Raw genomic sequence first — 22,354 nt, 5'->3', positions numbered from 1 at the left:
TCCTTTTATGCTGACCATTTACTTACCTAAACAATTTGAAAGGGGCTGTCTTTTTCATCTTTTCGGATTTAAGACAGCCCCTTAGAGGTAAATGCAATTATGCAGTTACAAAGTGTTACTCACCTAAATCTTGGTTAGTTTTTGAGAAACGGCCAGAAGCTGGAGCTTTCTTTTGCTCTGCTTTCGCATTTTGCTTTTGCACTTCATTTACGTCCGTTTCATAACCAAACTCTTCACTTTGACGTTGCATGTTTTTATTCGGTTGGAAATTTTGGTTGTTTTGTTTTTTCATCATTCATTCACCTCCACGCTAGTTATTGTGTACGGAGGTGGTGACTTTTATGCTCATGAATCAGTGATTTTTAAGAAGGATTTATTTTCCTGCCGTTTGCTTTTTTACTTCATCCCAAATTTTTAGCATAGGCACAGGCATCGGTAAAAGTTCTATTTGCTCATAGTTTAGCCAATCACCTAGCTCAGTCGATTCGCATTTTATATAATAGCTATTTAAATGCCAAGTTAAATGTGAAAAAACATGTTTAAATGTAAGCAGTTCATATTTGGCCTGGACATTTACTGTATATTCCTTTGTAAAATTTTCTGCTGAAGATTGGCTTGTATCAATCATCGGAAATTGCCATAGATTAGCGAGCAAGCCTTCCTCAGGACGTTGTTGCATTAAAAATTGTCCTTTGTCATTTTCATATACGAGCACATCATATGTGAGATGCTTCATTTTTGTCTTTTTTGATTTGACAGGTAATTTTTCTGGTTCTCCCTCATTAAAAGCTATGCAATACTCTCTTACTGGGCATAATAAACATTTTGGAGAGGTAGGTGTACAAATAAGTGCACCCAGCTCCATTAAGCCCTGGTTAAACGATGAAGCATGATCAGGATCAATTAGTTCCTCAACCGCACTTTCAAAAATTTTCTTCGTTTTGGGAAGAGCTATATCTTCGTGTATATCAAGCACTCTACTTAGAACACGCATAACATTACCGTCAACTGCATGTTCAGGCTTATTATAGGCAATACTTAAAATAGCACCTGCAGTATAGGGACCAACACCTTTTAATTTAGAGATTTCATGGCGATTGTCAGGTACTATACCACCGTAATTTTCTAACACCTCACGAGCACCTGCTTGTAAATTGCGAGCACGAGAATAATAGCCAAGACCTTCCCAATGCTTTAATAAGTATTCTTGGGGTGCTTCCGCAAGCAAATCTAATGTTGGAAAGCTTTCCATAAAGCGATTGTAATAAGGAATAACTGTGTCGACACGTGTCTGTTGTAGCATCACTTCAGATACCCAAATTTTATAAGGGTCTGTTGTGTGTCTCCACGGTAAATCACGCTTCTCTGTGTTAAACCAGTCAACTAATGATTGTCGAAATTCTGTTACATATGGGTAATTCACAGTGACCTCCGTTGTTTTTACGATTTAATTTATGATGAAAAGGGTATACAATGAAGAAAAGAATATTCGCGGAAGATCGACAACAATCGTCGCTTTCGCACGAATGTTAGAATATTTCAATAAACCTTTTATTATGTTTGAAATAAAGTTGTATGCACATTGTACTCGATTTTAATGCATACTAGGAGTGGATATTTTTGGATTCAGGTACACATTTCGTTATGGGTATTGCCCTTGGCGGTCTTGCATTAGCTGACCCTGTAGTTGCCAATCATTCAATGACTTTTACAGCAGTAATGGCAGGTACAATTATTGGCTCACAAGCTCCAGATGTCGACACTGTGTTAAAACTACGTAATAACGCCATCTATATCCGACATCACCGAGGAATTACACACTCACTACCAGCTGTAGCTATTTGGCCTATTTTAATTACAATTGTTTTATCACTGATTTTGCAAGATGTGAATGTGTTACATTTATGGCTTTGGACATTTTTAGCTGTCGCACTTCATGTTTTTGTCGATATTTTTAACGCGTATGGAACACAAGCAATTCGACCTTTCTCTCGAAAATGGGTTGCGTTAGGTGTCATTAATACCTTCGATCCCATTATTTTTTCCTTACATTGTGTCGGTATTGTGTTATGGGCATTTGGCACAAATCCAGTATGGACATTCAGTATCATGTACGTGGTTATCGTGATTTACTATATTTTACGATTCGCTGTGCAAAAAGCGGTAAAAAACGCGGTGCATCATACTATTCAAGATGAAGAATATGTCATTGTAGCACCTACTATGCGCTTCTTCCACTGGCGAATCGCAGCCAAATCCAAAACTCATTATTATGTTGGCCGTGCTTATGGAAGGACTGTTAATATTTATGATAAATTTGAAATTAAGCCTTTGCCTAAAACTGCGCTTGTAGATGCTGCAATGAAAGATCCTAACTTAGCTGCATTTGTGTCTTTCTCTCCTATGTATCGATGGGAGATTTCCGAGCTTGAAAACGGCCTAATAGAAGTAAGGTTAATCGATTTGCGTTACCGTAGTGACAATCGTTATCCTTTCGTTGCTGTAGCACATTTAAATGATGCTAATGACATTATGACGTCTTACACAGGCTGGATCTTTACAGAAGATAAGCTTCAGAAAAAATTACAAATTGGTGCAAGTAATTAAGCAGTAAACCCTGACCAATATTGGTCAGGGTTTTATTATTGTACCATATCATCACTAGCATCTAGTAAATGTATATACTTCGAATTGCGCCCTGCAAAGGCATGTAGTTTATCACCATAGCTAGCAATTAATTGACGAACAAGATTTTCTGTATACTCTGCCCCACGATAATCATATCCTGCTTTCGCGGCAGTTGATTCAAAGTCACTCCATAACAACTCCACCCAAACCTGTGCCCGTCCAACAGACATCTGAGGATTCTTTGCAAGTAACTCTGCTGTTAATTTCTCAATTTTTTCTTCCATTTTATTTGCCCACCTTTACTGGGGAAAGGATAGATACTGGTAGTGCCTCTTGGTATTTGTCTCCGCCTAAACGATGACCCCAAGCAAAGCGTCCCTTCAAATAATCTACTTGGAAAAATTCATTATCTGAACCATCAATACGATACATTTCTCCTGGAACGATCGTATCAAGATCCACTAAATAAGCCGCAGCCATTAAAGCTTTGCGTTCATAAACAGCAAACTCATTGATGATTCCTAGCTGTTCTGCCTTTCGAGCTTTCTCTTTTAGAAAGGCAATTTCCTCTCGCAATTCATGTTCAGACATAGCTGCATAATTTTTTTCACTCATTCTTCATTCTCCTTCTCTTCTATAAAACGATCTATTACTTCTATAGGAAAACCCTTTTGATAGAGCGCCTGTTTAACCTTCATTTTTAGCTCATAACCAGTATACTTCGATACGTACTTTTTCCAAACTTTTTCGCCTTGAGCATCAAGTAGCTGCTGCCAGTTGTCATCATCCTGCCCTATCTCAACTTGGCTAAGCACCTCTTCTACAATCGAGAAAGCATACCCTTTTCTTAATAAGTAATCCTGAATTTTGGTCTTAATTTGTGTTGGGGTCTTCTTGCTCTCCGCTCGAACAATTTTCTCTGCCAGTTGCTTCGCCAGTTTTACTTGTTCCTCAAAACTATATGTAGCAAGCACCTCATCCTGCAAGTTTTTCTCAATGCCTTTTTTGATCATGTCTTGTCTAATGGCTCTTGGTCCTTTTTTCATAGTAGCTTTCTTTGTATCAAGCAGAGCCTTTGAATAGTTTTCATCATTAATAAAGCCATAGGATTTTAACTTTTGGATTGCCTCTAACACTACAGCTTCTCCAAATTCTAAGTTGAGCAGTTTTTTCTTAACCTCATGCTCACTTCGCATTTGATATGAAAGGAAGTTTAATCCCTTATTAAATGCCTTACGTATCTCATCTTCATAGGCAATCTCTTGAATTTCGAATTCATCGAGCACCTTTCCCTTTGTTAAACCAAATTGAATGAGAATGGCTTCATCAACCGGAAAAGCATATTCTTCATTTAAATAGATATTATAGCGTTCAGGATTGTTTTTTTGACGTGCAATTTTTGTAATCATACGCATAGTAAACACCTCACTATTATCATTATAGCATTTCTTTATGGGGGAACTGACAAATAGCACGGTTAATTTTCCTATGTCACGGGCATTCTTTTCCCTTCCACGGGTAAACTTCCTGCTCTGCAATAAATGCCTAAAGATGTTTACTTTTTTGGTTACATGATAAACTTATTAGGAAGCGTTTTATTCGAGAAAAGAGGTGCATGTTATGAAAATAGTGATTGCAGGTGGCACTGGCTTTGTTGGAAAAGCCCTTATACAGCTTTTGCAGGACAACGGACATGACATTTTTGTCCTAACGCGTCATGAGTCAAGGCTCGAAAATGGCGTTCACTATGTTCAATGGCTACATCAGCATGAGCAAGCTTTGACAATCTTTGAAGGTGTAGATGCCTTTGTGAATTTAGCAGGTGTTTCATTAAATAATGGTCGTTGGACAAAAAAACAAAAGAAAGCTATCTATTGGAGCAGAATGAATGCCACATCAGAGATTGTACGAATAATGGACATGCTCACGATAAAACCAAAAGTCCTTGTCAATGCTAGTGCGGTTGGTATATACCCAACTTCCACACAAGCCATCTATGATGAAGATTTTACGGATTACGCAACTGATTTTTTAGGCACTACAGTCCACGATTGGGAGCGACATGCGAAACGAGCAGAAGCATTAGGTATTCGTGTGGCTCTTGCACGTTTTGGTGTCATTTTAGGTAGAAATAGTGGCGCACTTCCACCAATGCTATTGCCTTATCAAATGCATATAGGTGGCACGATTGGCTCTGGAGAGCAATGGCTTTCATGGGTACATATTGAGGATGTAGCACGTGCTATTTATTTCGCTATTACAAATGAAAATATTCATGGACCATTTAATATAACAGCACCGCATCCGATGAGAATGAAGGAATTTGGTCAAACGATTGCAGAAGTCATGGGCAGACGTCATTGGCTGCCTGTTCCTAGCTTTGCGATGCGTTTAGCTCTCGGCGAACAAAGCACACTTGTTTTAGAAGGACAACAAGTGCTACCAACCCTATTAGAACAACAACATTTTATATTTAAATACCCTTATCTAAAGCAAGCACTTGAAAATTTGTTAAAGGCTCAAAATTAGAAAAAATTAAGTTGGATAATTTTTTAATAATTACGCATTCTAATGAAAAAGAAAGGATGCGTTTTTTATGTGGAAACAACATATTGTTGGTGCGGTAATTGCTACTTTTATTATTGCCGCAGGAATTAGCTTTAATCCATTTTTTGCTGCTGGTTCTGATGAACACCATTGGGGCTTTAAACGCGCTAAAAACGGTGAGCAGGCAGAGGCAGGAGCACAGCTCGATCAGTTACTCGACAAATATGGTGCGATTTATAAAGGGAAGGCAGATAAAAAAATTGCCTATTTAACATTTGATAATGGCTATGAAAACGGCTTTACTGAAAGTATTTTGGATACATTGAAAAAAGAAAATGTACCTGCTACTTTCTTTTTAACAGGCCATTACTTAGACAGTGCTAGCGATTTAGTGAAACGCATGGTGAAGGATGGTCATACTATCGGGAATCACTCCTATGGTCACCCTAATATGGCTCGACTTTCGCCAGATGGCATGCGTGCAGAATGGCAAAAGTTCGATGGCAAGTTACGTGAATTGACAGGCATCGATCGTACAACATATGCTCGTCCACCTGAAGGAATTTTTAATGCAAAAGTGCTAGAGGTGGGCAATGCAGAAGGTTATCGCCATATTTTCTGGTCTGTGGCCTTTAAGGATTGGATGAAGGATGAGCGTCGTGGTGCAGATTATGCTTATAATGCACTTATGGAACAACTGCATCCTGGTGCTGTTATTTTAATGCATACAGTAGCACAGGATAATGCCGAAGCATTACCAATGTTTATTGCAGAAGCTAAAAAGCAAGGTTATACTTTCTTATCGCTTGACGATTTAGTATTAGAATATGAAGATTTTCCTGTTGCTTTGCAATCGCCTGCTCCTTCGCTATAATGGGGAGATGACAATATAGAGCAGGGACGTGGAACGTTTGACGCAGCAAACAACAATGACCGTGGGACAAAAATTCCCACTGACAATAAAAAGGCTAGGCATTAATGGTGAAGGTGTAGGTTTTTATAAACGTAATGTGATATTTGTAAAAGGAGCCATTCCTGGTGAAGAGATCACAGCTCAAGTAACAAAAACACAACGTAATTTTGCTGAAGCAGAAATTTTAGCCATTCGTAAAGCTTCAAAACATCGTCAGGAAGCACCTTGCCCAGTGTACAATGAGTGCGGCGGCTGCCAGCTTCAGCATATGACCTATGAAAAACAGCTAATAGAAAAACGAGACATTGTTATACAAGCATTAGAGCGCTATGCCAAACCTTTACTCGAAACAATTGAAGTGCGAAAAACCCTTGGTATGGATGATCCTTGGCATTATCGTAATAAAAGCCAATTCCAAGTACGTAAAGAAGGCAAGCGTGTTTACGCAGGTTTATTTGCTGAAGGAAGTAATAAACTGTTAAACATTAATGATTGCCTTGTTCAGCACCCAAGTACTTCTAAAATCACAGTTGCTACTCGAAAAATTTTGCAAAAGCTAAATATCACTATTTACGATGGTCGTACGCTAGATGGTTTAGTGCGTACGATTGTTGTACGTACAGGTATTCGTACTGGGGAAACACAAGTCGTCCTTGTCACAACAAGGAAAGAAATCCCTCATTTAGCTGAATTGATTACACGTATTAAAAAAATTGATCCGAGTATTGTATCCATTGCACAAAATATTAACCGTGAAAAAACATCCTTAATCTTCGGTGATGAAACTGTTGTACTTGATGGCAAAGAAACCATTCATGAAGAGCTTGGCGAATTGGCTTTTGATTTATCTGCCCGCGCCTTCTTCCAACTAAATCCAACACAAACAGTTCATCTATATAATGAAATTAAAAAGGCTGCTGCTTTAACGGGAAAAGAAACAGTGGTTGATGCATACTGTGGCGTTGGCACAATTGGATTATGGTTAGCAGATAAAGCGAAGGAAGTTCGTGGAATGGATGTCATTCCTGAAAGTATTCAGGATGCTCGTAAAAATGCTCGAAACCATGGCTTCAAACATACGAAATATGCAGTCGGTACAGCGGAAAGTGTCCTAGCGAAATGGCGCAAGGAAGGATTTACTCCTGATGTGATTACAGTAGATCCACCACGTACAGGACTAGCACCAGAATTTATTCGAACAGTCCTTAAACTAAAACCTAAACGTTTTGTTTATACCTCCTGTAACCCATCCACTTTGGCAAAGGACTTACAACAGTTAACGAAGCTTTATGATGTTGAATATATTCAACCCGTTGATATGTTCGCACAGACTGCGCAGGTGGAATGCGTTTGCTCTATGGTTCTTAAAACTGAACATCGAAAATGATATTTACTTTGTAAATTTTGGTGACCTTGATTAGGCGCAGTCTGCATATTGTAGACTGCGCTTTTTTCTTTTTTGATAGTCTTTTCTAAAGTTTTATTGTCTAAGAAAAAATAGCTAAACATCTGAAGAACAAAATAAAAAATATTGAGTGATGTCACCGATTCACGATTGATTTCAATGTGTTTACATTATGTTATAGTCTTGTTGGGCCCATGCAATTTTAAGGAGGAAAAATGGATAACATTCAATACTTATCACAATTTAATCTGCTTAATTCGCTCTCGATGGAAGATTTAATAGAAATGGAACAATTAACTTTAATAACAACCTTTCCGAAAAACACTTTTATTCAAACACCGGAAACTTTTTCGGAGGGACTTTACTTTGTTAAAAAGGGGAAGTTGCGCCTGTATAAAGTAAATGCTCAAGGTAAGCAATTTACTTCGGATATACTTAACGAAGGTAATGTATTTGGGGAAATGGATATCATTTCATTTGGTACTCGAGATAATTATATTGAAACGATAGTGGAAAGCCACATTTGTTTGATGAATAGGGAAAGATTTGAAGGTTTTTTAATTCAGCGGCCTCAATTTATGATGACATTATTAAAAGTACTAAGTAATCGAATTATCGATATGAGTCAATTAACGCAAAATCTAGCTCTTGGGAAACTACATGACAAAGTTTTATATGCACTTATTAAGCTCTCGGATCAGTTTGGACTTACTGGCGATAATGAATATTACAAAATAGATTTGCCTCTCTCACATCAAGAAATCGCCAATTTAGTTGGTGCAACCAGAGAAGCTGTAACTGGGGTCTTACAAGAGCTTGTTAAAGAAGAAGTCATTAAGACAGGATTTAAAACAATCTATATCCATCGAAAAAAGCTTTTGGAGAGAAACATTTCATAGGCTGAAAAAATGCAGGATAGTATCAAGTAACATAGACATTTTTAAAATGAGTTGTAAACAATATTACATCTTCCTCCAAGAAAAAAATGTATCGTATAACTATATACAAAATATATACGATATGGAGATGAGATAATGGAAAACACACCATTTCAAAAATTGCAACGAGAATTAGATATAGCAGCTACACATATGGAAGAGATGCTGTCAAAGGAAGTGCTAGATATATTCGAAAAAACGATACATGATATACGAATATCTGATTCGGGTAGGGGTTTAATAGCTGGCGTCAAAGCGCCTGACTTCACTTTAGTGAATTCTACAGGTCAAAAGATAACATTGTCTGAAGAAATTTTGAAAGGTCCAGTTGTTCTTATATTTTACCGCGGTATATGGTGTCCATTTTGTAACCTTGAGTTAAAAGCATACCAGCGAATGAATGAGGACATTAAGGCAATTGGAGGCCAATTGATTGCGGTTAGCCCGCAAACCTCAAACTATTCTGCATCTGTGCAAGACAAGAACGAATTAAATTTTCATGTTTTAAGTGACTTGCAAAATAAAACAGCTGAAAAATATAAGCTTAAATTTAAATTACCTGAGTATGTCTATCCTATCTGCAGATCGCTCGATATTTCACTCGAAACATTTAATGGCGATCATTCTTGGGAACTTCCCGTACCCGCTACTTATGTAATTGATAAAGAAGGAATCATCCGTTTAGCTAGCGTGGAGGCAGACTATAAAAAACGTATAGAACCTAGTAAGGTGATGCAAATTCTCCAGTCACTTTAATAGCATCTTAGAATTATAAAAATATTATGAAAGACTGTCTCTCTGTTACCACATTCGTTTGGGATAACAAGGAATCGATTGATAATCGTCAAATTAAACATTAAAATAATCTTTACCAACTGTGATTTTACAATATATTATTAATCAAAGCTTAAAACCAATGTTGTAAAAACACATCAGTATGAAAAAGGACGTTTCTTATAGAAACGTCCTTTTTCTAATGCACAGCACAAGCTGCCTGGTGGATGATGGATGGTCCAGAAAAGTCGATACCTTAACCAATAACCCAGGATTTACATGATTATTAAATGTTAAATTTTCAGCTTTTATCCAAAGAACTTTCAAACGTAAGCTTTGTACTTTCACCTTTTACCTTTGAGCTTTCAAATCAGTTTAGTTGAAAGTTACCATTGGAGTAAGGCATGTTTTACGTTTTAACTCGCACACATGCCTTGAAGCGCGAGCGACTTTTCGTTTTCCATTTTCGCTAGGACATGCAAATCTTTTTAAACTTGTACTTCAATAAAAGTTGTGGCATTCGACTCTGATAAGACAGCGTCAACCTCTGATTCAAATTCTTCAATCCGATTGCTCAGTTTCTCAATTTGTTGTTTAATATTTAGGGGATCAATGATTTCAAACTCATTTCTTTTCATAAATGTTTCCGTATGTAATTTGACTTCCTCTGGTGATTGTTTATCTTTATTGCCCAATATGTTAATTAAATAGGTTTCCAGCTTTGCAGGTAAGGCATCATTTTCTTTGGCAACTGTATTGATAGCTAAACGATGCTGATGTTGTATAACTTCTAGCAAATTCTTTTCATATTGAATGGATTGTTTCCGTTCAATTGCCTCCGCTACAGTCATTTCCTCTTTGCCCACCAACACCTTTGTGTTTGCATTGGACTGCACAACTAGTGCCTTTATTTTATTTCGATAGGAAATTAAACCTACCACTTTATCATAGGATGCTTGCATTTGTTTTTCATATTCAGGAATGTCTACACCATTAATTTTACGATTGCTTTTTCGATTAGCTACGACTGCGCTAACCTCATTTGTTGCTGCTTCAATTCGTAGAGTCAGCATTTTTAATTCTGTTAAAGCACGGTGGATAGATAGTTTTTTCATTTCTGTCATGACAAAAACCTCCTTTTTAAGCAAGTGTTCTTTTATTATAAATAAAAAGATGGATAATGTCCAAAAATATCCATTTTCTTTTTTGTTGCTTTCATTAGAACATGTCTGTATAATAATCCTCTAGGTGCCAAACCTATGTAACTTGGACGGAACATCCTTGTTACGCAAAAAACGCCATAACAGCACGGATTTGCTGGGCGTTTTTTGTTTTTTGAGCGGGAGATGAGCCCCGCTCTTTTTATTTAGCCATCATTGGGTGTTGATGCTTGTGGCGTCCAAATATAAGTAACACGATTGCAACGGCTAACAAAAGCATTGCCACAAGTAAAAGGAAGCTATAATTTTTTACATATTCTAAATAAACCCCACCTAAAAATGGCCCTGTTAAGCTACCAATACTTAAAGCAATTCCGCAAAGTAAATTCCCCGTAGGCAGTAGCTCCTTTGGTGTCAAATCAGCCATAAATGTAATCCCTAAAGAAAACATCGAGCCAACCAGCGTACCCGTTAAGAAAAATGCGACAGCCACAGCGAATTGTGAATGCTCTAAAAAGCTTGCAATAGCGAAAATAATTGCGCCACCAAATGACCCAATCATCAAAATATTCCTTCTCCCTACTTTATCTCCTAGTGCACCAAGCGGCACTTGCGTTAAAATACCACCAAATGTAAACACAGATAAAATGATAGGAATCATGCCGACTTCAAAGCCCTTGCGTAATGCATAGACAGGAAACAAGGCATTTAGTGAAGACTCCAGAAAACCATAGACAAATGGGCCTAAAAAGGCAATCCACCCAAATAAAATAGCCAGTTTATACCGTTGCCATCCTCTGGCATTTAAGTCACCTGTTAAACGCTCAGGCTTTTCATTTTGTAAGAGAAATACAAAGGACCATGCAAATAGGCACATGATTGAAGATACGATAAACGGTAGCGCTTCAGCAATTTCAATGAGCTTCACCATAAGTGGTCCAACAGCAAAACCTATGCTAAATGATAAGCCATAGATGGCCATTCCCTTTCCTAAGCTTTTATGATCTGCTGTACTAGTAATCCATGTTTGTGTCGCATAATGCAAGGCATGATCGCCTACACCAATTAATAAACGAAGGACAAACCAAAAGGTCACACTTTTCCATAGAGGAAATGCAAGTAAAGACGCAAAAACTAGAGCTCCACCAATTAAAATAATCGGTTTATAGCCCCATCTGCGTAACGGCTGCTCGATAAATGGTGAAATCAGCAGTGTTCCTATGTATAAGCCTGTTGCATTCAAGCCATTCAATGCAGAGGATACCCCATCACGTTCAAATATTATCGAAATAAGCGGTAATAGCATCCCTTGTGAAAAGCCTGATATGGATACAATTACTACTAAAATGGTAAATCTTTTTGTGCTGTAATCTGAGAAGTACGTCATTTTTCCCTCCAATAACTAGTCATTCTTCCAAAGAACAGCATACCAAAAAGCCTTAGCGCTCACCACATGTGATTTTACGCTAAGGCTTAACTAATACTTATCCTCATTTAATTGTATAAACACGATTTTCGGCTTTTGAATATTACCGATTACTTGTTTAAACTCCCTCCTTTTCGAGTTAGCGTTGGTCAGATGACTTTTTTCAATCAGCTCCTTTACTTTATCTTAAAACAACTTTAACATACATCCTCAATATTGTAAATATTCTGTCTATTGTTTTTTTAAAATTAATCTCTTAGTCCTAGGTGTTTCCCTAAACATTGAAATTTAAGCTCAAATCGGCTACGATGAAAGGGATGAAATGAGGTGTACGAATGTCAAAGCCAATCACTGATAAAGAGCAACAAGTAACCTATTTAAAAGAGCGTCTTGAGATGTTTCTAGAAGTATTAGATGCCCTTGATCCTGAAACAGCTGAGTTAGAAGATATTGATCGCTTAATCCAAATGATGGATGATTTAGAGGACAAAATGGAGCAATTTCAAGCTCGTGAACAATAATGAATAAAAAACAAGCGAGCATCGTGTGCTCGCTTGTTTTTTAATGGCAATCCCAATTATAAAGTACCTTGCTAAAATCTTTATTCATTAACTCTTCCTCTGTGATAAAGAAATTGCCAACGCCACAATCGCCCCAAAGAATATTGTCGCCAACACTATCAATCTGTAACAGCATAATGATTGAATCTTTATAATCTCCATATGCTCGAGGATCCTCTTGCGTAAAGAATGGATACCCTCCAATTTTATGACCATCACCCGTCATAGCATCATAGAAGCTGTCTTCTAATGCTTCGTCATCCTCCAAAGCTGTTAAGATGCTAGCATACTTGTCATTGCTTCTAAAATCATCAATCGACATCGGCTCAACGCCTGTAGTAAAGGATAATGCCATTTCACGCTCGACAGGAAAATATAATTCCTCATCATCTATTTCGATAAAAGAAAAATCTTGAATAAGCTGTGCTTCATCTTGCATAACTTGTTCATGAAATATTACACGAAAGCCTTCTTGATTTTGTCCATTATCAAAATCCATTCCTAAAACATCGTCATAACCATCAATATAAAACTGCAATATTCCCTCTTCTGGGAAATTGGGTAAATGCATAGGAACCTCTGCAAAGTTAATTTGAGCTAATAACTTCAACGGTTGTCCCTTCATATTTTTTGGATATTCCATATCCAATGGGAAATAAGGATCTCCTGCAAACTTACTTTGAAATAAAGTTGTTTTACTTATCTCCGTATTAACCATTACAACAGGCTTCATTGTCCCTTCTATTAATGGTCTATATTGCTCGAATGCTTCTGGTAATTCAAGTAAAGTTTTAGCAGCCATGCAAGTTCCTCCTAATATTGGATTTATTCTATTTTAGAACAAATGTTCTACAAAATCAATACTCTCCTTCTATATTATTAAAATATGCTTTAATTTAGCAGTCTCAGATAAGGACTCTTTTTTTCATTAGTTGAAAAGAGTATAATGTAACGTGGAAATAATCAATTTTTCTATGGGGGGCAATACCAATGAATCTACAAAATTTGGAGAAGAGTCTTTACGATTTAATTACTGAAACATCTACGAATTTACCTAAGGATGTACGTCGTGCTATTAAAAAAGCAAAAGAAGCTGAAAATGCTGGTACTCGTGCAGCAATGAGCTTAGACACAATCGCAAATAATATTATTATGGCAGAAGATAACGTGTCACCAATTTGTCAGGATACAGGGCTACCAACTTTCAAAATTTATACTCCTGTTGGCGTAAATCAATTAGAAATTAAAGCTGCAATCAAAAAAGCAATCAATGATACAACTGCAGATGCAAAATTACGTCCTAATGCGGTGGATTCACTATCTGGTGCAAACAGTGGTAATAATCTTGGTGATGGTTTGCCAGTAATGAAATTTGAACAATGGGAAAAAGATTACATTACAATTAAGTTAATTCTCAAAGGTGGCGGCTGTGAAAATAAAAACATTCAATACAGTCTACCATGTGAATTAGAAGGTCTTGGTCGTGCAGGGCGTGACTTAGATGGTATTCGTAAATGTATTTTACACTCTGTATACCAAGCACAAGGTCAAGGCTGTTCTGCTGGTTTCATTGGTGTAGGTATTGGTGGAGACCGTTCTTCTGGCTATGATTTAGCAAAAGAGCAATTATTCCGCCATGTTGAAGATACAAATCCAAATGCAGATCTTGCTAAATTAGAAGAGTATGTGGTTAAAACGGCTAACACATTTGGTATCGGTACAATGGGCTTCGGTGGTGAAGCAACATTATTAGGCTGTAAAATTGGCGTAATGCACCGTATTCCTGCCTCTTTCTATGTATCAGTAGCATATAATTGTTGGGCTTACCGTCGTATGGCTGTGGACATCGATCCTCAAACTGGCGAAATTTTGAATTGGCACTATCAAGAAGGTGAAAAAATTACCTTCAAAGAGAATGAAGTAGCTGCTACAACAGAAGATACAACTACAGATGTAGTAGAACTTACTGCGCCAATTACTGAAGAACAAATTCGTTCATTAAAAGTTGGTGATGTCGTTTCTATTACTGGTCGTATGTATACTGGCCGTGACGCCATCCACCACCATTTAATGAGCCACGATGCACCAGTTGATTTAAATGGACAAGTTATTTATCACTGTGGACCTGTAATGGCTAAGGATGAAGATGGCAATTGGACAGTGAAAGCAGCTGGTCCAACTACTTCAATTCGTGAGGAGCCTTATCAAGGCGATATCATGAAAAAATTCGGTATCCGTGCTGTTATTGGTAAAGGTGGGATGGGACCAAAAACATTAAAAGCGCTTAATGAGCATGGTGGCGTTTACTTGAATGCAATCGGTGGAGCAGCACAATACTATGCGGACTGTATTAAAGGCGTTGATGGTGTTGATTTAATGGAATTCGGTATTCCTGAAGCTATGTGGCACTTAAATGTTGAAAAATTTACAGCAGTTGTGACAATGGATTCACATGGTAACTCACTACATGCAGATGTGGATAAATCATCATTAGAAAAACTTGCTTTGCATGCAGAAAGAGTCTTCTAATTAAATAATAGATAGCAGTAGTAACTCGTTTTATTGCACAATTTTGTAAGGCACAGAATATTCCTAGTGAATAGACTGTGCTTTTTTCAATCCTTTCGCAAATTGTTTAAAAATCTCCATCAAACTTCCTACTTTATTTTTATAAATTACTTTGTTATAATAATTCTAAATAAAAGAGATGGTAATTGAAATCCATTTTCAATTAAACAGCTCAAAACAATGCTATTTTATAAAGGTTTTGATATTGATTTTCATTATCAGGAGGGATAGAGATGGAATACTCTAATCGAGAAAATATAAAAGTAATTGAGAAAATAAAAGAACATGCAGAACTAATTGCCGCATTAATGGCTGGAATTTTCATCTTACTAGCATGGCGTTTAGACACAAATGGACAAACAACGGCTTCTGTTCTACTATATTTAATTGCCTTTTGTGTAGGTGGTTTCGCGAAAGCAAAAGAAGGCATTGAAGAGACCATAGTAGAGCGAAAGCTAAATGTTGAGCTGTTGATGGTATTAGCTGCAATTGGCTCAGCTGCAATTGGCTATTGGACAGAGGGAGCCATCCTAATATTTATTTTTGCAGTAAGTGGTGCACTTGAAACTTATGCGATGAATAAAAGTCATCGCGAAATATCTGCCCTTATGAATTTACAGCCCGAAGAAGCCTGGTTAGTGCGTGGCGGATTTGAGCCTATGAAAGTATCAGTTTCCACATTACAAATCGGGGATCATTTATTGATTAAACCGGGTGAACGAATTCCAGCAGACGGCATTATTTTTAAAGGCCAATCTTCTATTGATGAGTCAGCTATTAGCGGAGAGCCACTGCCAATCTCAAAAAGCGAAGGGGACGAAGTTTTTGCAGGCACAGTCAACTTAAATGGTGCTATTACTATGGAAATGACAAAGGCGAATTCAGAGACCCTTTTCCAAAAAATTATACAGCTCGTTCAAAGTGCCCAAAGTGAAAAATCCCCCTCTCAACAATTCATCGAAAAGTTTGAAGGGACTTATGTAAAATTTGTTTTACTTGGTGTTGCCATTATGATGGTTCTTCCTCACTTCTTACTCGGCTGGGACTGGACAACAACCTTTTACCGAGCAATGGTGTTATTAGTGGTTGCTTCACCTTGTGCACTCGTTGCTTCCATTATGCCTGCAACACTCGCTACTATATCAAATGGTGCAAAAAATGGTGTGCTATTTAAAGGTGGTTTACATTTAGAGCATCTTAGTGTGTTACGTGCATTGGCTGTCGATAAAACAGGTACTTTAACGCAAGGAAAACCAGTTGTTACAGATTTTATTGTCCGTGATGGAGTAGAACGTGATACGGCTTTAGCAATTCTTGCAGGAATTGAATCTCAATCCAATCATCCCCTTGCCCAAGCGATTACCTCCTATGCTAAGACTGAAGGAATCGACATACTACCACAAGCAACTATTGAAGATATTCCTGGCTGGGGTATTAAAGGAACGATCCAAAACAAGGAGTATCAAGTAGGCAAACCAGAATTTGTCGATGTGCAACTTGCTAACAATTTTGCAAATAATGCTGTAACTAAACTTGCAGCAGAGGGAAAAACAGTTATTTTCATTCGCGATCAACACGGTATTGTTGCATTAACTGCATTAAAAGATACTGTACGCTCCGAAGCTAAGAAAGCTGTTACATTATTAAAAGAGCTTGGTATTCAAGTGGTGATGCTTACAGGTGATAACGAAAAAACAGCCAAAGTTATCGCGAAGGAGGCTGGCGTTACTGAATTCGTCGCAGAATGTTTGCCAGAAACGAAGGTAACTGAAATGAAACGCCTACTTACACAGCATCAATTTGTTGGCATGGTCGGCGACGGTATTAATGATGCCCCTGCATTGGCTACAGCAACTACTGGCATAGCGATGGGTGAAGGCACAGACGTGGCGCTTGAAACAGCGGATGTCGTGCTAATGAAAAATGACTTATCAAAAATCGCCTATGCTGTTCGTTTATCACGCAAAATGCAACGTATTGTGAAACAAAATATTTTCTTTTCTATCGGGGTTATTGTCTTATTAATCGCCTCTAACTTTTTACAAGTTGTCGACTTGCCTTTAGGCGTAATCGGTCATGAAGGTAGTACAATTCTAGTTATTCTAAATGGTTTACGTATGCTCAATAAAAATGTTTAACATCAATTAAGCCTCAGCATAATTGCGTCCAGCTTGCTTGAAGCTACTCTTCCTGCGACATGCGCTGAGGCTTTTATTGAATAATTGATGCATTTAATCAGGTAAAATCAAGTAAAAAAGAGCCTCGCTACTCTTTAGGAGTTTAGCGAGGCTCTTGTTAATGAATGATCATTTCATTAACGACGAATTTCCTTTTGAAGTGCTCTTTTCTGCATTGTAGCATTTAATACGCCACCAAAGATTAAAATGATTCCCGTAAAATATAACCAGAGCATTAAAATAATGACGCCACCAATACTACCGTATGTAGCAGAATAATTTGCAAAATTATTAATATAAAAAGAGAAACCATATGTGACTGCTAACCAAGCAAGCGTGGCAAATAACGCTCCTGGCCATACGCCCATTATTTTCAAACGAGGACTTGTATTTGGCACAAACCAGTAAATGCCCATTAATACGCTGAAAATTAATAATGGCGGGATTGACCATCTTAATCTATGCCAAACTGATTCAAATTGCTCCTCTACTCCGACGATCGAGAATAGGAAATGCCCAATTTGCTGACCAAAGACCGGTAATAAGAGCGCAACGGCAATAACAATAACGAGAGCGATTGTAAAAACAAGTGATAAACCCCTATCTAATATGCCTGCTCTCCCTTCTGTATCATAGGCTTTATTTAAAGCACGAAGTAATGCATTAATGCCTTTAGATGCAGACCAAATAGTACCTAAAACCCCAATGGACAGTAAACTACTGTTGCGATTAGTTAAAATTTCATTCAGTGTATTTTCAATAAGCTTATACACTTCATCAGGTAAGATATTCACTAAAAATGAATAGACCTGAGTGGTTTCTAAGTTAAGATATGGTAATAGTGTCACCAAGAAAATAAGTAAGGGGAAGAACGATAGTAAAAAGAAATAAGCCAATTGTGCAGCAAGCGCAGATATTTCAACACGCTTGAGCCGACCTATTAAATCTTGGATAAAGCCTTTGGATGTCATAATATCAATCGCTCCCTCCTCTGGAGAGACAAACGATTTTACAAACCCAAAAGCGTTATGCAATGTTGCTTTATTCTTTTCCATACAATTCCTCCTAAAACGACCTTTACTCCTTATGAGGTAAAGTAAAGGCTGATTTCGTATCTTCAATCATTCCCTGTATCGTGGAAGGTAAATCCTTAAATTCATCCACCTTTTCAGCAATAGTGTTGACATTATCTGACACACTTTCACAAAGCACCTTTGCCGCGAGTACCTTTTCCTCTACCAACACCTGCAATTCTTCTCGATTTGCTGCATAATATGAGACGGCTTCCTTCATCTTTTTAGTTGAGGCAATTGTTTTTTCTCGTGTAGCGCGATCTAACATACTTAATGCTGCTCCTACTGCTGCTCCTGCTACAATAGATGCTAATAATTTACTTTGACCCATATTAAAACCCCCTGCTTGTATAGTTGCATATTCCCTATTATTTCATAAATAAACAGTCTTCTGCACTTATTCTACCCAATAACAGTCTATTTTTAAAGCAATGCCCAAATACGGAGTTGACATTTTTTTTATTCAATGAAATGATATGTGCGAGGATTACGAAAGGTAGGGTAAAAAATGGATTTATCAGTTCCATCTAAAGAAAACGTTATGTATATGGTTGATCAAATGAAGGACAAGCTTCGTATGGTGAATGTCGATGCAATGAAATCAGAAAACTTCGATGAAGCAAATTATGAAGATTTAGTGTATCTATATGAAATGGTTATGAAAAGAGAAACTTTTAGTCCAAGCGAAATGCAAGCGATTGTTGCTGAATTAGGATCTTTACGAAAATAGGTAAAACGAAAAGCTATTAGCCTAAGACATTTGTCTGTTGCTAATAGCTTTTTATTACTGTGTACTCTAAGTTTCTGAACCATCCTCAGTAACTAATGGTTGAATTAATACTTCTACACGACGATTCTTTGCGCGTCCTTCGGCTGTGTCATTTGGTGCAATTGCACGATACTCACCGTTTCCTTTTGCACTAAAGCGCGTAGGATCTAATTTGTCATTACTTTCAATAAGCAGTTCTAAAAATTTAGTTGCACGCATTACAGATAACTGAAAATTCGATGTAAAATTCGGACCTGCTGGCACATTATCTGTATGACCTGTGATGACAATATTTCGAGCTGGATCAGATTCCAGCATAGTTGATAGCTCTTTGGCAATAGGGACGTACTCAGGTTTAACTGTTGCCTGCCCTGGATCGAATAAAATACTATCACGGATTGTTACAAGCAACCCTTCATCCGTCATTTCTGTGGCAAACTGATCTTCCATTTCATTGACTGCAATAAAATTATCGACACTATCTTTTATTTCAGCTAACTCCTGTTGATCCTTTAAATAGGCAGAGTTTTGCTGTGGCGTTTGGTCGCTATCTGCATTCGGAGTAGGCACTGGAGCAGGTTGCTCTAGAAAACTAGTTCCACCATCAAAGACTTGATTAAAAACTGCCGACATTCTTTCTAGCTTTTCTTGATCGACTGAACTTGAGGCAAACAAAATAATGAATACGGCTAGCAGCAAAGTTAAAATATCTGCGTATGGCACTAACCAAGATTCATCAATATGTTCATCATGCTTTTTTTTCTTAGCTTTCTTTGCCAAGGCCACCCGCCCCGCTTTCACCAGAAATTTGACGACGTTCTTCCATCGTTAAGTATGATGATAGTTTCTGTTCAATTACACGTGGAGCCTCCCCTTCTAATACTGAAAGGATACCCTCAATCATCATTCTCTTTTGTTTTACCTCTAAAGCAGATTTACGTTTTAGCTTGTTCGCAAATGGATGCCATAAAACATACCCTGTAAAGATACCGAGTAATGTAGCCATGAATGCAGCTGAAATAGCATGTCCTAGCTTTTCGATATCATTCATATCAGCCAATGCGGCGATTAACCCAACTACTGCACCAAGAACCCCTAAAGTAGGTGCATATGTACCTGCTTGTGTAAAAATAGCTGCTCCACTAGTATGACGTTCTTCCATTGCTTCTACTTCTTCTGTTAGGACATCACGTATGTAGTCAGCATTTTGACCATCAATTGCTAATGTAAGGCCATTTTTTAAAAATGGATCTTCAATCTCTGAGGCCTTACTTTCAAGTGCTAATAGCCCTTCACGACGAGCTAAGTCAGCCCATTGTGAAAACATTTTAATAATCTCTATATCATTTGCTAATTTTGTTTCTTTAAAAAGAATTTTAAATAGCTTCGGCACACGCTTTAACTCCTGCATAGGAAAGGCAATTGTTACTGCGGAAATAGTACCAAAAATGATAATTAGGATAGCTGCAGGGTTATAAAATGCTGATAAACTTACACCCTTCATTACCATCCCTGTTAATAGTGCTACTAAAGCAAGTATTAACCCTATAATCGACGACTTATCCATTCTAGAACCTCCAAATCTACTATCTAATGTTATTTCGTCTTTTTTTCCATATTTTAAATATATATATTCCTAGTATAAATGTATTTCATATATTTTTCGATGTAATTAATGCTTTTTATTCACATTTCGACCATTTTTGATTATATTGAATTAAGAATATTACACTTAACTGTCTTAAATTGAAAGGGGATATGATTTTGTTATTATCGTTTGACACAAAATTACTAAAATATGCCGAGTTAGCGGTGAAAGTAGGAGTAAATATCCAAAAAGATCAGTATCTTTATATAAGCTGTTCGACTGATAACCTAAAACTCGCACAAATAATTACTAAAATCGCCTATAAAAATGGTGCAAAACAAGTTTTTGTCGATATATCCGATGATGAACTTGTACGCGCTCGCTATGAAGGGGCACCAAAAGACTCATTTGATTTCTTCCCACCTTGGAAAGTGCAGGAACGTGAATGGTTAGCTGAACATGGTGCAGCTTTCTTAAGCATTAGCTCACAAAATCCAGATCTATTAAAAGGTATTGAGCGTGATAGAATCATGGCATTCCAAAAAGCATCTGGCCAAGCACTTGCCAACTATTATCAATGGTTACAAGCAGATAAGTTTAGCTGGTCTGTCATTGCTGCTCCATCTAAAGCTTGGGCAGCAAAGGTCTTTCCTCACCTTCCAGAAGAACAGCAAATGGATGCATTATGGGAAGCTATCTTTGCAGCCACACGTATAGACCTTGAAAATCCTGTTGAAGCTTGGCATGCCCATGATCAGGAATTACATAGCAAAGCTGATTATTTAAATGCAAAGCAATTTAAGTCACTACACTATACTGCGCCAGGCACAGATTTAACAATTGAGCTGCCTCCACACCATGTGTGGACAGGGGGTAGTAGCATAAGTACACAAGGTCAAACATTTATGGCCAATATGCCAACGGAAGAAATTTTTACAGCACCGCTAAAAACAGGTGTTAATGGTTATGTATCAAGCACTAAGCCTTTAAGCTATGGCGGCAATATTATAGATAATTTCACATTAACATTTAAAGATGGTCGAATCATTGACGTCAAGGCGGAGCAAGGCCAAGAAATTTTAGCTTCTCTTATTGAAACAGATGAAGGTGCTCATTACCTTGGTGAAATAGCATTAGTACCACATCAATCACCTATTTCACAATCTGACCTATTATTTTACAATACATTGTTTGATGAAAATGCATCCAATCATTTTGCCATTGGTAGTGCCTATGCTTTTTGCATTGAGGGCGGCAAAGAAATGACTTCTGAGGAACTAAGTGCGCATGGTCTCAATCAAAGCTTGACACATGTAGACTTTATGATTGGCTCTACCAAAATGAATATAGATGGAATAACACATGATGATCAAATAGACCCAATATTCCGTGATGGAAATTGGGCTTTCTAAATAATCCATTCCTACTAATAGTATTCTAGGCTAAGTATGTTAAGGTTGTCATAAATTATCCTTAGATTTTCCTAGTAACCTATTGTATAATTGTTTTAGGGAATTTTAGTAGATCATTTAAGTAGAGAGGAGCTCTAATAATGTTCATTACAACTGTTCTTGGCTTTTCAGCAGTTTTATTAATTTCAACGGGATTCTTCATCCACTACCTACAAGTTGGTTTAGATAGCAAGTCTTCAGTAACTGTAGATCCAAAGCCAAACGAAAAATTTTAATGTGTAAAAAACAGCTACTATTATAAGTAGCTGTTTTTTTATAGCTTACAAGTTATTTCATCTACTAAAGCGTAAGAAACTGCTCCTTTATTGTAAAAATTATCTGAATAAAGTCTTTATTGTTTGCATATTGAAAATTTT

At 37.3% G+C, this 22,354-nt stretch carries 24 protein-coding genes; 12 read left to right on the top strand and 12 right to left on the bottom strand.

Translation table 11 applies throughout. The annotated features are described in order from the left end of the window. Positions 1–115: 115 nt before the first annotated feature. A complete protein-coding gene (locus tag HCH28_RS20330) occupies positions 116–295 on the bottom strand; it encodes a gamma-type small acid-soluble spore protein (RefSeq protein WP_004230485.1) in 180 nt (59 codons plus the stop codon). Positions 296–373: 78 nt separating this feature from the next. Next, positions 374–1,423, bottom strand: a complete 1,050-nt coding sequence (gene mutY / locus HCH28_RS20325) for an A/G-specific adenine glycosylase (protein WP_221682836.1) — start codon at positions 1,421–1,423, stop codon at positions 374–376. A gap of 197 nt (positions 1,424–1,620) precedes the next feature. Here mutY and HCH28_RS20320 point away from each other — a divergent pair, with 197 nt between their 5' ends. Continuing rightward, on the top strand, positions 1,621–2,607 hold the full coding sequence (locus HCH28_RS20320) for a metal-dependent hydrolase (RefSeq protein ID WP_221682835.1): 987 nt from the start codon (positions 1,621–1,623) through the stop codon (positions 2,605–2,607). A gap of 35 nt (positions 2,608–2,642) precedes the next feature. On the opposite strand, the gene HCH28_RS20315 is transcribed toward HCH28_RS20320, so the two are convergent. Genes HCH28_RS20315 through recX form a run of 3 tightly spaced genes read right to left on the bottom strand, consistent with a single transcriptional unit; the run spans position 2,643 to position 4,043 of the window. Next, on the bottom strand, positions 2,643–2,912 hold the full coding sequence (locus tag HCH28_RS20315) for a YfhJ family protein (protein WP_221682834.1): 270 nt from the start codon (positions 2,910–2,912) through the stop codon (positions 2,643–2,645). A gap of 1 nt (position 2,913) precedes the next feature. Beyond that, positions 2,914–3,243: a YfhH family protein gene (locus tag HCH28_RS20310; RefSeq protein WP_036076977.1), complete on the bottom strand. Its 330-nt coding sequence runs from the start codon at positions 3,241–3,243 to the stop codon at positions 2,914–2,916. Continuing rightward, positions 3,240–4,043 carry a recombination regulator RecX gene (gene recX, locus HCH28_RS20305; RefSeq protein ID WP_036219262.1) on the bottom strand — a complete coding sequence of 268 codons (804 nt, stop codon included), beginning with the start codon at positions 4,041–4,043 and terminating at the stop codon, positions 3,240–3,242. The genes HCH28_RS20310 and recX overlap by 4 nt, the downstream gene beginning before the upstream one ends. Before the next feature lie 205 nt (positions 4,044–4,248). On the opposite strand from recX, the gene HCH28_RS20300 reads away from it, so the two are divergent. The 5 genes from HCH28_RS20300 to HCH28_RS20280 all read left to right on the top strand — a co-directional run bounded on the left by HCH28_RS20300 (position 4,249) and on the right by HCH28_RS20280 (position 9,187). After that, positions 4,249–5,157, top strand: a complete 909-nt coding sequence (locus HCH28_RS20300) for a TIGR01777 family oxidoreductase (RefSeq protein ID WP_221682833.1) — start codon at positions 4,249–4,251, stop codon at positions 5,155–5,157. A gap of 67 nt (positions 5,158–5,224) precedes the next feature. After that, positions 5,225–6,049: a polysaccharide deacetylase family protein gene (locus tag HCH28_RS20295; RefSeq protein WP_009371550.1), complete on the top strand. Its 825-nt coding sequence runs from the start codon at positions 5,225–5,227 to the stop codon at positions 6,047–6,049. 37 nt (positions 6,050–6,086) lie between these two features. Next, entirely contained in the window at positions 6,087–7,475 is a 1,389-nt protein-coding gene (gene rlmD, locus HCH28_RS20290) for a 23S rRNA (uracil(1939)-C(5))-methyltransferase RlmD (RefSeq protein ID WP_221682832.1), read from the top strand. Positions 7,476–7,708: 233 nt separating this feature from the next. Beyond that, complete coding sequence (locus HCH28_RS20285; protein ID WP_221682831.1) at positions 7,709–8,392, top strand: Crp/Fnr family transcriptional regulator; 684 nt, start codon at positions 7,709–7,711, stop codon at positions 8,390–8,392. Positions 8,393–8,527: 135 nt separating this feature from the next. Further along, positions 8,528–9,187 (top strand): peroxiredoxin-like family protein, encoded by a 660-nt coding sequence (locus HCH28_RS20280; protein ID WP_221682830.1) that lies wholly within the window; start codon positions 8,528–8,530, stop codon positions 9,185–9,187. A gap of 506 nt (positions 9,188–9,693) precedes the next feature. Here HCH28_RS20280 and HCH28_RS20275 read toward each other — a convergent pair. Both HCH28_RS20275 and HCH28_RS20270 read right to left on the bottom strand, forming a co-directional pair. Then, complete coding sequence (locus tag HCH28_RS20275; RefSeq protein ID WP_221682829.1) at positions 9,694–10,329, bottom strand: hypothetical protein; 636 nt, start codon at positions 10,327–10,329, stop codon at positions 9,694–9,696. Positions 10,330–10,567: 238 nt separating this feature from the next. Beyond that, entirely contained in the window at positions 10,568–11,752 is a 1,185-nt protein-coding gene (locus HCH28_RS20270) for an MFS transporter (protein WP_221682828.1), read from the bottom strand. Positions 11,753–12,126: 374 nt separating this feature from the next. Here HCH28_RS20270 and HCH28_RS20265 point away from each other — a divergent pair, with 374 nt between their 5' ends. Beyond that, complete coding sequence (locus tag HCH28_RS20265; RefSeq protein ID WP_004230471.1) at positions 12,127–12,312, top strand: SE1561 family protein; 186 nt, start codon at positions 12,127–12,129, stop codon at positions 12,310–12,312. A gap of 40 nt (positions 12,313–12,352) precedes the next feature. On the opposite strand, the gene HCH28_RS20260 is transcribed toward HCH28_RS20265, so the two are convergent. Further along, positions 12,353–13,153, bottom strand: a complete 801-nt coding sequence (locus HCH28_RS20260) for a YwqG family protein (RefSeq protein WP_221682827.1) — start codon at positions 13,151–13,153, stop codon at positions 12,353–12,355. 188 nt (positions 13,154–13,341) lie between these two features. Here HCH28_RS20260 and HCH28_RS20255 point away from each other — a divergent pair, with 188 nt between their 5' ends. Continuing rightward, a complete protein-coding gene (locus tag HCH28_RS20255) occupies positions 13,342–14,880 on the top strand; it encodes a fumarate hydratase (RefSeq protein ID WP_221682826.1) in 1,539 nt (512 codons plus the stop codon). A 272-nt stretch (positions 14,881–15,152) separates the two neighbouring features. Continuing rightward, entirely contained in the window at positions 15,153–17,057 is a 1,905-nt protein-coding gene (locus HCH28_RS20250) for a heavy metal translocating P-type ATPase (RefSeq protein WP_221682825.1), read from the top strand. A gap of 176 nt (positions 17,058–17,233) precedes the next feature. Here the strand turns inward: HCH28_RS20250 and HCH28_RS20245 are convergent, their stop codons facing one another. Then, positions 17,234–18,151, bottom strand: coding sequence for a YihY/virulence factor BrkB family protein (locus HCH28_RS20245; protein WP_221682824.1), 918 nt, complete (start codon positions 18,149–18,151; stop codon positions 17,234–17,236). A 22-nt stretch (positions 18,152–18,173) separates the two neighbouring features. Next, a complete protein-coding gene (locus tag HCH28_RS20240; protein WP_004225578.1) occupies positions 18,174–18,500 on the bottom strand; it encodes a hypothetical protein in 327 nt (108 codons plus the stop codon). A 177-nt stretch (positions 18,501–18,677) separates the two neighbouring features. On the opposite strand from HCH28_RS20240, the gene HCH28_RS20235 reads away from it, so the two are divergent. Beyond that, positions 18,678–18,899, top strand: a complete 222-nt coding sequence (locus tag HCH28_RS20235) for a DUF1128 domain-containing protein (RefSeq protein WP_004225580.1) — start codon at positions 18,678–18,680, stop codon at positions 18,897–18,899. Positions 18,900–18,965: 66 nt separating this feature from the next. On the opposite strand, the gene motB is transcribed toward HCH28_RS20235, so the two are convergent. Together motB and motA are read right to left on the bottom strand one after the other, a co-directional pair. Further along, on the bottom strand, positions 18,966–19,718 hold the full coding sequence (gene motB, locus HCH28_RS20230; protein WP_004225581.1) for a flagellar motor protein MotB: 753 nt from the start codon (positions 19,716–19,718) through the stop codon (positions 18,966–18,968). Next, the gene (motA, locus tag HCH28_RS20225) at positions 19,702–20,505 is read right to left on the bottom strand and encodes a flagellar motor stator protein MotA (protein WP_004225583.1); all 804 of its coding nucleotides are present in this window, start codon (positions 20,503–20,505) and stop codon (positions 19,702–19,704) included. The genes motB and motA overlap by 17 nt, the downstream gene beginning before the upstream one ends. Positions 20,506–20,696: 191 nt before the next feature. On the opposite strand from motA, the gene HCH28_RS20220 reads away from it, so the two are divergent. Beyond that, positions 20,697–21,938: an aminopeptidase gene (locus HCH28_RS20220; protein ID WP_221682823.1), complete on the top strand. Its 1,242-nt coding sequence runs from the start codon at positions 20,697–20,699 to the stop codon at positions 21,936–21,938. 140 nt (positions 21,939–22,078) lie between these two features. Then, positions 22,079–22,213, top strand: coding sequence for a hypothetical protein (locus tag HCH28_RS25185; RefSeq protein ID WP_004225590.1), 135 nt, complete (start codon positions 22,079–22,081; stop codon positions 22,211–22,213). Positions 22,214–22,354 lie beyond the last annotated feature (141 nt).

It is taken from the genome of Lysinibacillus sp. K60 (assembly GCF_019731275.1).
GTDB classification, from domain to species: Bacteria; Bacillota; Bacilli; order Bacillales_A; family Planococcaceae; genus Lysinibacillus; species Lysinibacillus capsici.
The sequence above is the reverse complement of the archived record's forward strand: the minus strand, read 5'-3'. Positions and strand labels throughout refer to the sequence as shown.